Raw genomic sequence first — 12,695 nt, 5'->3', positions numbered from 1 at the left:
TGGTGGGGATTTTTAGCGAATGTATTCAGTGCTGCTATGGATCAAATCGATAAAACGTACTACGAAATTGCTCATCTTGAGGGAGCCAATAGATGGCAGGTATTTAAATATGTTACATTCCCTATGATTCTTCCAACTTTCATCTTTATGGAAATAATGACAGTAGTCTGGTCTTTCCTGGTATTCGATTACATTTTCATCACAACTCAAGGAGGTCCTGGAAGAGCTTCAGAGGTTTTGGCTACTCTCACTTACAAAACTGCCTTCTTTTATTTGAAATTCGGAAAAGGAAGCGCAATTGCCACAACAATGATTATGTTTGCTTCTGTTCCAATAGCGATTTACCTCTGGCTTGTTAGTAGGCGAGGTGGAAGAGTATGAGAAGAAGGAATGTTATTAGCTGGATAGTCCTTATTGCACTTGCGTTTTTTGCAGTGCTTCCATTGTATTTACTCTTTTTAAATTCTTTCAAAACAAGGGGAGAAATTTTTTCCAGCCCATTTCGTATTCCAAAGGATTTTTCCTTTTCCAACTATGTAAATGCATGGAAATACGCTGATCTTGGACGAGGTCTACTGAACAGCTTTATGTTAGCCAGTTTGTCAGCAGTTCTTACAATGCTTATAGGAGGATTGGCAGCATATGCTCTTGCTCGAAGGGTACGGGGCAGTTCATATGTGATCACCTTTTTGATGTTTTGTAACACTCTTCCCTTGTTTATAATGCTTATACCCCTGTTTGTGTGGTTTCAGCGGTTGGGGCTTACCAATCTTATAGGGGTAGTTATTGTAACCGTAGGGTTATCTCTTCCTTTTTCTATATTACTGCTCAGATCTTTTCTTGTGGCAATTCCTAAGGAAATAGAAGAAGCAGCTTTAATAGATGGAGCAAATAAATGGCAGATATTTTGGAAAATAATCCTGCCTGTTGCAAGATCAGGTTTCTTAACAGTAGGATTGCTGAATTTTGCTGGAGGATGGAACGCTTTTACAATACCATTGACCTTTCTTTCTGCTAATCCAGACCAACAAACAGCTATAGTAAAAATATATACTCTGAGCGGCCAATATACTGCCCCTTGGGGACAAATCTTTGCCGCTATTGTTATTGTTTCGTTACCGATGATTGCCATATTCTTGATATTCCAGAGATATTTCATACAGGGTCTCATTGGTGGGGCTTTCAAGTATTAAAATTTATTTTGGAGGTGATATAAGATGCTGTTTGAAGATCCCAGAACTCTGGTGAAAGATGAGATAAAACAACTCGAGGAGGAGGGATATGACGTTTCTGAAGTATCAGATTCTTTCAACTGGTATTTAATAATGAACAGACACTTTGATATCAACGATGCAAGATACTTTTTCTATGAAATACTGAAAGATCTTCCTAAAAGAGAAGAATTCAACTATAACGAGCCTTCTGAATGGGAAGAAATTGTTTCTGAAAGTTCCTTTGAGAGTTATGAGGCACCAAAACTCTCAGAAAAAGAATTGCTCGATAGAATCTATGGTGGTTTGCTGGGAAGAGCCGCAGGTTGTATGCTGGGAAAACCTGTTGAGGGATGGAGAAGGGAAAAAATTCTTGAATACTTGGAAAAAGCGGGAGAGGATCATTTAGAGTATTACTTCCCAGCTATTGAAGACGAATCAGAAGAATTCAAGATATATTTCAAAGAAACTTTGAGAGATAATTTGAAAAAAGCAATTAGGGATGATGATCTTGACTATCCAATTATTAACTTGAAAGTATTAGAAAAATACGGTTCAAGTTTCACACCTGAAAACGTTGGACACGTCTGGCTTGAAAATCTACCTTTTGGGCTGGTTTACACTGCTGAACGTGCTGCTTATAGAAACTTAGTCATGGGTTTCAAACCTCCAGAAACAGCGACACATATGAATCCATATAGAGAATGGATAGGAGCCCAGATAAGAGCTGATATTTTTGGTTGGATATCCCCCGGAGATCCGAAGAGAGCAGTGAAGATGGCTTACAATGATGCAAGATTATCTCATGTGAAAAATGGAATATACGGTGAGATGTTCGTGGCAGCTATGCTAGCAAATGCCTATCTATATGATGAACCCAAAAAAATCGTTCTGGAGAGTCTTAAATATATTCCGAAAAACTCCAGACTTCACGAGGCAATTACCTTTGTCCTTAAGCTTCACGAAGAGACATCGGATTGGGAAAAAGCGTGGGAAAAGGTTATGGAAAAGTATGGGAGTTACCATACTGTCCATACCATCAACAACGCTTGCTTTGTTGTCTTAGGACTTTTATATGGCGAAAAAGATTTTGGAAGAAGTATCTGCATAGCTGTTGAAAGTGGTTTAGATACAGATTGCAATGGTGCAACTGTTGGTTCTATCATGGGCGTGATGCTTGGTGCCAGCAAACTGCCCCGGAAATGGATTGATCCTCTGAACAATACTTTAGAATCGCTTGTGCCAGGTTTTCAAACAATATCAATATCCAATTTGGCAGAAAGGGTTGCAAAACTATGCCTAAGGTTTTCACAATAAGGATCCAGGAAAGAAGATAAAAACAGCAGATTAAAAGGGAGGAAGTCAAATTGGCAGCAGTTGTCGGTAGCTCAAACGTAGTTTTTCAGAGTAAAACATTTTACCAAACCTGGAGAAACCCAAAAAGCTCATGAGTTGTATATTTCCCCTGGTGGAAAAGGTGCCAATCAAGCTGTGACAGTTTCAAAACTGAAGGAGTCAGGTTGCCACTTCAGAACTTGCCTGGGAAAAGATGAATATGGAGAAATGCTCTCAAAAAATTTCAAACAACTGGGAATACCTGGTTACTTTTCCTCTGAAAACTTAATGGGCATGGCCTTTATAGAAGCCACAAAAGAAGATCAGAACGGGATAGTGATATTTTTCCGGTGCTAACAGTGATCTCATACCTGAATACATAGACTGGGATGAACTCAAAGGATATCAAATTGTGCTCTTGCAAAATGAGATACCATTCGAAACCACTTTAAGAAAGGTTTGCCGGTGCAGCTGCGGTTATTTCTGTTACAAGACACGGAGCTCAAACTTCCATTCCTATAAGGAAAGAAGTTGAAGATTTTTTGAAGGTGAAAGCATGAGAAAAATAACAATAAGAGACATTGCTCGTGAGGCTGGTGTTTCACCCTCTACTGTTTCCAGAGTGATAAATAACAGTGCCCCTGTGAGCAAGGAACTGAAGGAAAGAGTTCTATCAACCATCAAGAAATTGGGATACAATCCGAATCCTATAGCTCAGAGCTTGAGAAAGGGTTTTACCAATACAATTGGATTTATTATACCGGACATAACTAACCCGTTCTTCTCCCTGATAGTTAAAGGAGCTGAAGAATACCTGAAAAGGAAGAAGATGTTTTTAATTGTGTGTAATTCAAATCATAGCGTTAAAGAGGAAGAAAGATTACTTCAAACGCTCATGGAAAGAAAAACCGATGGGTTGTTGTTCATAGGAGCAGGAAATCGCAATAAAATTATCAGTACTTCTCTTGACAAAATGAAAATAGTTTTTGTGGACAGGGTTTATGAAAAGTGTAAGGCACCTTATGTTGTTAGTAACAACTATAAGGGTATGAAAAACTTAATTGATTATTTAGTGGACACAGGACATAAATCCTTTGTCTTTTTAAATGGAGAGAAAAACACTTATAGCGCCAAGGAACGATTAAGAGGTTTTCTTGATGCTTTGAAAGAACACAAGATAGAAGAATACGAAGTAGTTTTTGGGCAATTCACATACGAAAGCGGATTTGCCCTCGCAAAAGGTTTGAAAAAAATACCTGATGCAATAGTTTGTGGGAACGACTTAATGGCCTATGGAGCAATAGATGCTTTAGAAGAAAGAGGTTATAAGGTACCAGATGACGTTAGTGTTACTGGTTTCGATGACCTTCCTTTTAGCAAACATTATAAACCTTCACTCACAACAGTAAGGCAACCCTTCTACGAGATGGGATACGAAGCGGCGAAAATACTTTACCGATTGATAAATAGCAAGCCAAACATTGAAACTAATGTTGTTCTTGAAACAAAACTGGTAATTAGAGAAACAGCAAAACCAAAAGGAGGGAGAAGATGAAAAAAACGGGTGTATTAAACCCGTAAATTTCCAAGATCATAGCAGAAACAGGCCATACGGATATGTTAACGGTTACGGATCCAGTTTTCCCATTCCCCAGGAGATTAAGAAAGTCGAGCTTTGAAAGAGTATCATATTTTTCCAAACTTCCCACTTTTTTGCCCTACCAGAGGTCCGGAAAAAAATTAAAAAAGGGCTCCATTCGGAGCCCTTTGAATTTATGAGTTTACAACTTCTTATAACAGAACCACCAGTCCAAACACTCGTGTTCTTTAGATTCAAGCCTTTCTCTGGCTTCTTCTATACTTCCTGGAGGAGGAATTATCACGGCGTCTTTCACTATTTCGTTCTCTGGCCAGTTGGCTGGAATCGCCACTTTCCTCTCATCGGAAACCTGGAGGGCCTTTACTGCTCTCAAAATTTCGTCGATGTTCCTCCCTACCTCTGGTGGATAGTAAATGATCGCCCTGATTATTCCGCTGGGATCAACAATAAAGACCGCCCTCACGGTGCCGGTTCCCTTCTTTGGATGTATCAAACCCAGCCTCTTGGATAACTCTCCAAGATCGTCTGCTATGACGGGAAATTCGATCTCAATCCCCAGTTTTTCCTTTATCCACTCAATCCATTTGATGTGTGAGAACACCTGATCGATGCTTAAACCTACGAGTTCCGTGTTCAGTTTTCTGAATTCATCGTACCTTTTCTGGAACGCAAAGAATTCTGTGGTACACACCGGAGTAAAATCACCTGGATGGCTAAAGAGGATGAACCACTTTCCTTTGTAATCATCAGGAAGTACCTTTTTTCCATGAGTCGTCTTCACTTCCACTCTTGGAAATTCTTCACCGAGTAAGGGAATCCTGCCTTCCATTTCCAACACCTCCTGATAAATTTTTAAAATCATTTCAAGTTGTCATCCGAGTATTATGGTAAACTTTTGGTGTTTCTAATCAATTACAAAAATGTATCAAAAGGGAGCGAATATCAGCAGAGAGGGCGAAATAAAAAGTGGGGAGGCCTCCAGAACTTCAGATAGTGTTTTCCAGATTCTCAAGAAATTCTTCGAATTTTTTCAGTCGCTGAAGAACTTGATCTTTCGTTTCAAACTTCTCGTCGCTTAAAAGATTCACGCTCCAGTCTTCCAGTATTATCTTCCATTGTTCATCGATGGCCGTGTTGTACGCATTTTCAAGACTCTTTAAAAAGTGCTCCGCGTCGTTCAAGAGAAGTCTGTAGTGTGCCAGAAACCTCACGTACCTTTCGAAAACGAGAACTTCTTTGAGATCGATGAGATCGTTGTAGATCTTTGAAAGTACCTCGTTGATCTTGGAAGATTCCAGATTTCTCTGTTTCATGTAGTCTTCAAAATCGTTCAATCGTTTGAGAAGGAGATCTCTCCATGGATTCAGTTTGTACGTGTAATTCTTCTCGGTTATGAGTTTGTTCATCTCCTGGACGTTGATGGAGAGCCAGTTCAGATATTTGAAGTCTTCAAAAAGACCTTTGAAGAGTTCTTCGAAACGACTTGAATATTCTTCCCCGAAGTCATTAGCGAGGTATTCCTTCAGACTGTTCAGCGTGTTCTCAACTCTTTTTTCAGCCTCTTTCTCGTACCTTGAGAGTGATTCCTTTGTTCTTCTGTAACTTTCCTCGTAGAGTTTCAAGACTTCCTCAAAGGCAAAGAGAGCTTCCTGCTGGTTCTTCAAGGTAATATACTCGAACGGCATCGCGTGGAGAAAATCGAATACACCATCCGGTACTCCCCAGACACCAACCCTGTTCATGTTCTCAACAGCCCAGATCTCCTTCTCGGCAAGGTAAAACAGAAACTCCCTGTTCTTCTGGACGGTCAGAGGCTGTGCCTCAGCCGCTTTAGTAGCGAAGTACCTGTAAATATCCTGCCCTGCAACCGCCTTTCTGAGATCGTAATGCTTCCAGTCAGGGAATCTGTTCCACGCACCGGGGAGATTGTGGATGGTGATCTTGACGTATTTCACAAACTTATCGAAATACTCAGACGTCCTCTCAGCGAACGCCTTCTTCATCAGATCGTTCTGAGAATTGTTGAGCAGAACCTTCATAATCTGATGGAGCCCCACGTACCTTGTGGCAAGTCCTTTGTAGGTGTTTCTCTCGTTGAAGGACTTCAAGGAGGAAAGATAGAGTGAAACCGAGTCCAGAAGAGCCTGAGCGGTGAGCAGGTTGTCCGTTCCAAAAGTGTTGAGCGTGGAAAGAGATTGATTTTTCAGAAATTCCAAATCGGTCTTCTTGGCGTCCGGAAGTATCACCCTTTGGTACTCATCGAGGTCCTGACCGAAAAATTTTTCGTAGTCCTCTTTCGTCTTCAACAGATTTTTCAGCTCGTTCACCCTGAACTCGCTCGCCGCGAGGACTGCAAGATAAAAATAGGACCTCCCGTACGCCTTGTTCGTCTCAACGGATTTGAGGAAGTACTCTTTTGCCTTCCTGTACAGCTTCACTCTCTGATCCAAGAGCTGCTTTCTGTACGACAACACCTTCTGCAGAGTATCCTGTAGCTTTTGCTTTTCCTTCTGAATGGTTTCGAGCCTCAACTTTTCCAGCTCCAGGTCGGATGGTTTCACAGGAAGATTTTGCTTCATCACAAATCGCTTGAACTCGTTGGGTTTCAGATAGCTGTACCTTCCTGTTAGTGAGTTCAATTCTTCGAGGGCATCTTTTAACTGCCGTTCGTAGGAGTTCAACTTGGAAATATCCTCCTCAACCTTTCTTATAGACAGGTAGGCGGCGTTCCCCTGCTTGAAGTACACTTCCGATATGAAATAGTTCCACTTCAGATAAGTGGAAGCGCCCCCCACCAGAAGAACTATCGATCCAAGCAGCACAACAAGGGGTCTTCTGATCTCTTTTTCCATTCCCCTGTAGAAATAAACGCCAACCGCTGCAGAAGAAACCGCCATCGCAAGAAACCCGTTCGGAAGAAGATGTGCCGGAAAGCTGAAGGCACTGTGCATCATGAAGGTGAGAAAAGAACTGGAAAGAGCAAGAAAGAGCAGAAGATCGTCCCTTGTGGTAACTTTCTTCAGTATCTTGAAGAACAGAGCACCAAGAGACAGAGCGAGAAAGATAATGGAAGCAAAACCGACGATTCCCATCTCCCCCAGAACCTGGAGGTAGTCGTTGTGGGTTCTCTTGAAGTTGTTCCAGCCATATATCAATGTTGGATGATCTTCCATCACGTCTCCCATGTAGTTTATCGTGAAAAGCTGGTACGTTCCGATTCCCGTACCCAGTATCCTGTGCTCCTTCCACTGGTACACCGACGAAAGCCATGAGAGAAGTCGCTCATGCCAAGAACTCACCTGTGCCACCGCCTGTATTCTCTCCGCAGGAGATACTCTTCCATATCCGTTCAGCGGTGTGGGGATGTTGTAAAGCACGATCAGAATAGATGCGGCAATCATCACAAAGATGGTGAGAGTTCTGCTCATTTCGGAAACCTCTTTGTCCACCTTTTCCGTTGCTTTCTTTCTTCTGAACACCTGGTAAAAGGTGAGAAAAATGCCTAGAGATATGATGTTCGCAACGTACAAAGATCGTGTCTGACCAACCAGTATCCCGGAGATCGTGAGAAGGGCCGAGACGGAGGCTATCACCTTCACGACAGAAGCTTCTTTCTTCTTGAATTTTGTAGATGCTATGAGATAGAGGGCAAGTGGCAGGTTCAAAGAGAGGTAATTTGAAACGAAATTCACATTTCCTATGGTTGCTTTCACACTCGCTCTCGAGAAGGGATTGCCTATTCTTCCCAGAAATATATCGATACCGCCGTAGAAATTCAAAAGGGCATCGAAGGCAACAAAACCTGCTAGAGCCACACTGACCGTCAGGAATCTTTTTATCCTATCTTTGCTGTCGAAGAAGTTGGAGATGAAAATCGAGGTGAAAAACGTAAGAAGGACGTAAATTGCTATATCAAAGGAGTACCTGAAATACACAGGATTGTACCTGTACACGTTCACAGTTGAAATGAGAGCGGAGATCGCGAAAGAAAAGAAAGCTGCATGTGCCAGGTTGAACTTGATTGTCAACTTTTCTCTTTTCAGAGTCTTCATCAGTACCATGAGGGACATAAAAGTCAAGAATGTTGTAATGATGGCGTACTTTGGAACACTGAACTCGTAGGTCAGCTTCCTGGACGAGAAAAGTGTCACAACGACGTACATTATGTAGAACGCTATTTCCATGTACTTTCCCTCCCAATCAGTCGTAATCGAACAACTTCAAGCTTTTTATGAGAAGGTAAGAAAAGATGCCAGCCACGGCAAGAGACAAAACACCTGTGAACGTGTTGCCCATTGCGCCAAAACTGAACCCACAGAACAGAGAATGTATCAGGCACATGATGAACAACGACCTTCTAACTCCCAATCTTCGTGAGAGTTTGTCGTACATATGGTCCCTGTCTCCAGAAAAAATCGACTTTTTATTCTTAAACCGTCGTATCACACTCGCTGAAAAATCGAGCAGAAAGGTCCAGAGGGGAAATACTAACGGAACAAGCGAACTGAACGAAACAACACGGCTCTGAGAAACGGCCATTGTAGAAAGTAAAACGGCGAAAAGATAACTTCCGGCGTCGCCCATGAAGATCCTTGCTGGAGGAAAGTTGAAGACAAGATAACCCAGCGAAGTTCCCAAGAGCGCCAGCGAGAGATCCTGAAAGAAAGATCCCTTGACCAGAAAGAAGAAAAAGAGTGAAGAGATGGCTACCAGACTTCCACAAAGACCGTCCATTCCATCCATCATGTTCACGGCATTCACGAGGATCACAACGAAAAGAACCCAGAGGATCGAGTACCAGATGCTGTAGAATCCTACGAACTTCCAGACCAGAATCAAAGAGATCCCGAACTCCATCATCAATCTGAAGAAGGGAGACAGTGAGAACAGATCATCCAACAGCCCGAGAGTGAGTGCCAGAGATGAAGTTAAAAGAACAGCTGTATCGCTCCATAAAAACGGTAGGACACCAGCAAATATACCAAGCCCTCCAAGATAGGGAATCTCCCTACCGTGGGGCTTCAATAACCCATCGGGTTTATCCACAATGTTGAGCTTTTTGGCGAGTCTTCCGAAGAACCAAACCCCCAGCACACCTAGAAGAAAACCCAGAAAGAAAGGCATCTCTTCACCTCAGTTTTGTGGTAACAAGCCTTTTCCTTTCGACAACAACATACTCAAAATCGAATCTCTTCAGCCTGGACATGACCTCGGCTATCCCCCGACCTATGTGCTGCACTTCGTGGGCATCCGAGCCAATGGTTACGAGCCTCCCACCGAGATCCCAGTACATCTCCAGTATCCAGTAGTCAGGATTGGGTTTCCCATGCTTGAAGAGTCCTGCCGTGTTCACCTCGAGGACCTTCTCGTTGGCCACAAGGAACTTCAAGACCCTCTCTATCAGATCTTTGTTCGCCTCGAAATCGGCATTTGTGTACCTTGCGGGATAATCGAGATGAGCGAGGGTGTGAAATTTCACTCTTTCCATGACGTAAAGCGTTCTTTCGAGATAGTTCTTCGCCAGCTCATCTGGTGGGAGGTTTTCATCGTACTTGTGAACGCCGAGGAGGAGGTAATCAAATCCCTCGGGAAAACTCACTTCTCCCATCCCATCCCAGCTTATTTCAGCCCCCCTTGGAAGATCATACTTGTCCATGGTGAGAAAATATTCTTCCACGTCGAATTCATGAACGAGCTTACCATCTTCGTACTCGTAGTGGTCTGTGATACAAAAGTGATCTATTCCAAGCCTTTGTGTTTGAGCGATGATGTCTTCTACTTCCGCCTTTCCATCGTACGAAAACACGGAATGAAGGTGCATATCTATCATTGCAATCCCTCCAAGACTTTTTTCAGGTAGACGAAAATCGGATGAGGCGCTCCCACCTTGCTCTTGTACTCTGGATGATATTGGACACCGATGAAAAAGGGATGATCCTCTATTTCCACAGCCTCGATAAATTCGGACTTCGCAGAGACAACGAGCTTGTATCCTTCTTCACCGGGTTTTTTGAAGAGCTCTGGGAAGGCTTCCTCGTTCGCTTCGTACCTGTGTCTGTGTCTCTCGTAGACCTCCTCTGCTCCACCGTATATTTCATAGAGTTTCGTGTTCGGGAATACTCTCACTTTCTGGACCCCGAGCCTCATCGTACCACCGAGTTTCAATATCTTCTTCTGTTCTTCCATGAGAGATCTACCACAGGGCATGGTGTTTTCGGATCGAACTCGGTGGAATTCGCTTCCCTGTACCCGAGCACGTTCCTTGCGAATTCAATGATCATGAGCTGCATACCGAGGCATATGCCGAGGATGGGCTTTTTGTTTTCCCTGGCGTACTTTATGGCCTTTATCTTCCCTTCGATCCCCCTCCTTCCAAAACCTCCTGGAATGATGAGGGCATCGTACTCTCCTAACACCTTTGCCACTTCTTCTTCACTCATCTCCTCCAGCATCTGACTGTCCAGCACGGTTGGTTTCTCCACACCCGTCAGGAACACAGATTCTATGATACTCTTGTACGCATCATCCGTTCCGAGATATTTCCCCACCAGCGCTATCCTGTAGGGTTTGAATGCCTTAGGATAGAACCAGTTGAATCCCGTGTTCCTCAGGTTGATCTTCAACTTGTAGGAGATCTTCTCGTGCAATCCCATGTCTCTCAATATCTCCGGGACTTCGTAGACGTTCTTCGTGTCAGGGAGGTTTATCACGAAGTCTCTGGGAACACCTGAGAAGAGTGCCACTTTGTTCATACTCGGAACATCGAGTGGGAACTCACTCCTCACGATGATCATATCAGGTGTGATGCCGATCCTCCTGAGAAGCTGAACCGACTGCTGTGTTGGTTTGGTTTTGAACTCGTTCGTCGTTCGAAGGTAGGGAACGTACGTGACGTGAGCGAAAAGGAAGTTTTCCCTTCCTTCTTCCATTTGGAGCTCCCTGACCGCTTCCAGAAAGACTTCACCTTCAATATCACCAACGGTGCCTCCAATCTCAACAACGAGAAGCTCTGCATCGAGAGACCTTATTCTGTCTTTTATCTCCTCCGTGAGGTGCGGAACGATCTGCACGGTGTTTCCAAGGTACTTTCCCTGCCTTTCCTTTTCTATGACTCGAAGGTAGACCTGACCCGCCGTCATATTATTGTGGCGAGTCATGTCCCTTCCTAGAAAACGCTCGTAGTGGCCAAGGTCCAAATCTGCCTCGTAACCATCTTCCGTGACGAAAACTTCTCCATGCTGGTTTGGGTTCATAGTCCCCGCGTCCACGTTCAGGTACGGATCGATTTTCAGCACATTCACATCGACCCCGCATTCTTTCATGAGTCTTGCCAGAGAAGCAGAGAATATGCCCTTTCCTATACCACTGAGCACTCCACCGGTCACGATCACGTATTTCTTCATCCCATTCCCTCCTTCTTCAAAATATGTTATCACCTGGCAGGTAAATTTCTTGTTTCTTTCTCATGATCGAGGTCAGAGATTGAAACGTCTCACGGGATTATGATATAATCATGCCAGATTTTTTGTCGGGAGGTGGTATTTTGAGGCGAGTAGTCATAACGGGAATGGGTGTCGTAAGCCCCTTTGGTGTTGGGAAAGAAAGGAATCTGATAGGTCTTAGAGAAACTAAAGTAATGATAGATCGAATATCTTCTTTTGATGCCTCTAATTTGCCTGTCCAGATCGCAGCAGAGGTCAAAGATTTCAAACCAGAAGAGTACATAAATCCAAAACTGGTGAAAAGAACGGATCGATTTGTTCACTTTGCACTCGTCAGCACAAAGGAGGCAGTGGAAGAAGCGGGAATAGATTTCGAACGGTTCGCTGACAAAGCAGCGACGATCATAGGATCCGGGATGGGAGGATTTTTGACGCTGGACAGTGAGAACAACAAATTCCTCTCCAAGGGTCCAAGCAGGGTGAGTCCGTTTTTGATTCCAATGATTCTCATCGACATGGCGTCTGGTATTGTCGCGATGGAGTATGGTCTGAAGGGTCCGAACTTCTCCTCTGTGAGTGCTTGTGCTTCTTCTCTGCATGCAGTGGCACTTGGCACCCTCCTGATAAGACATGGATACGCGGATGTGGCCATTGTCGGAGGAACAGAAGCAACAGTAGCACCCCTTCCAATTACCGGATTTGCAAACATGAGAGCGCTTTCAAGAAGAAACAACGATCCCAAACGTGCTTCCCGCCCGTTCGACAAAGATAGAGACGGTTTCGTCATGGGAGAAGGCGGTGCGGTCCTCATACTCGAGGCCGAAGAAGTTGCAAAGTCGAGAGGAGCAAAAATTGTGGCGGAGATAAAAGGTGTCGGTATGACGGACGACGCGTACCATTTCAGCGCTCCGGATCCAGAAGGCAGGGGAGCGGCAAAAGCAATGAAACTGGCATTGAAAGAGTCTGGCCTTTCTGAGAGAGACATTGATTACGTGAGTTGCCATGCCACGAGCACACCCGCCGGCGATGAGGCAGAACTCAAGGCGATAAAGGAAGTACTGGGGGAACATGCAAAGAACGTAGCCATAAACTCTTCGAAGGCTCTGA

9 protein-coding genes and 2 pseudogenes are annotated in these 12,695 nt (G+C 43.8%); 6 read left to right on the top strand and 5 right to left on the bottom strand.

Going from position 1 to position 12,695, the window contains the following annotated elements; all coding sequences use genetic code 11:
* The 5 genes and pseudogenes from J7K79_RS08115 to J7K79_RS08095 form a co-directional block, all read left to right on the top strand.
* Positions 1-381 (top strand): carbohydrate ABC transporter permease (locus tag J7K79_RS08115; protein ID WP_296907351.1); only part of this gene is annotated, 381 nt, incomplete at its 5' end.
* The gene (locus tag J7K79_RS08110; protein WP_296907348.1) at positions 378-1,193 is read left to right on the top strand and encodes a carbohydrate ABC transporter permease; all 816 of its coding nucleotides are present in this window, start codon (positions 378-380) and stop codon (positions 1,191-1,193) included. The genes J7K79_RS08115 and J7K79_RS08110, both read left to right, overlap by 4 nt.
* Positions 1,194-1,217: 24 nt before the next feature.
* On the top strand, positions 1,218-2,528 hold the full coding sequence (locus tag J7K79_RS08105) for an ADP-ribosylglycohydrolase family protein (RefSeq protein WP_296907345.1): 1,311 nt from the start codon (positions 1,218-1,220) through the stop codon (positions 2,526-2,528).
* 111 nt (positions 2,529-2,639) lie between these two features.
* Positions 2,640-2,903: pseudogene (locus J7K79_RS08100) on the top strand (PfkB family carbohydrate kinase); the annotation flags it as partial.
* 199 nt (positions 2,904-3,102) lie between these two features.
* Complete coding sequence (locus J7K79_RS08095) at positions 3,103-4,101, top strand: LacI family DNA-binding transcriptional regulator (protein ID WP_296907342.1); 999 nt, start codon at positions 3,103-3,105, stop codon at positions 4,099-4,101.
* A gap of 226 nt (positions 4,102-4,327) precedes the next feature.
* Here the strand turns inward: J7K79_RS08095 and J7K79_RS08090 are convergent, their stop codons facing one another.
* The 5 genes and pseudogenes from J7K79_RS08090 to J7K79_RS08070 form a co-directional block, all read right to left on the bottom strand.
* Positions 4,328-4,975 carry a peroxiredoxin gene (locus J7K79_RS08090; protein ID WP_296907338.1) on the bottom strand — a complete coding sequence of 216 codons (648 nt, stop codon included), beginning with the start codon at positions 4,973-4,975 and terminating at the stop codon, positions 4,328-4,330.
* A gap of 157 nt (positions 4,976-5,132) precedes the next feature.
* Positions 5,133-8,330 carry an O-antigen ligase family protein gene (locus tag J7K79_RS08085; RefSeq protein ID WP_296907335.1) on the bottom strand — a complete coding sequence of 1,066 codons (3,198 nt, stop codon included), beginning with the start codon at positions 8,328-8,330 and terminating at the stop codon, positions 5,133-5,135.
* A gap of 16 nt (positions 8,331-8,346) precedes the next feature.
* Complete coding sequence (locus J7K79_RS08080) at positions 8,347-9,270, bottom strand: glycosyltransferase family 4 protein (RefSeq protein WP_296907332.1); 924 nt, start codon at positions 9,268-9,270, stop codon at positions 8,347-8,349.
* 4 nt (positions 9,271-9,274) lie between these two features.
* Complete coding sequence (locus tag J7K79_RS08075; protein WP_296907330.1) at positions 9,275-9,976, bottom strand: PHP domain-containing protein; 702 nt, start codon at positions 9,974-9,976, stop codon at positions 9,275-9,277.
* A pseudogene (locus tag J7K79_RS08070) lies at positions 9,973-11,549 on the bottom strand (CTP synthase). Before J7K79_RS08070 ends, J7K79_RS08075 begins: the two are co-directional and overlap by 4 nt.
* Before the next feature lie 140 nt (positions 11,550-11,689).
* Here J7K79_RS08070 and J7K79_RS08065 point away from each other — a divergent pair.
* Positions 11,690-12,695: beta-ketoacyl-[acyl-carrier-protein] synthase II (locus tag J7K79_RS08065; protein WP_296907328.1), on the top strand; the 1,006-nt coding region annotated here is incomplete at its 3' end.

Source organism: Thermotoga sp., assembly GCF_021162145.1.
Taxonomy (GTDB): domain Bacteria; phylum Thermotogota; class Thermotogae; order Thermotogales; family Thermotogaceae; genus Thermotoga.
This window is presented reverse-complemented; position numbering and strand designations above follow the sequence as displayed.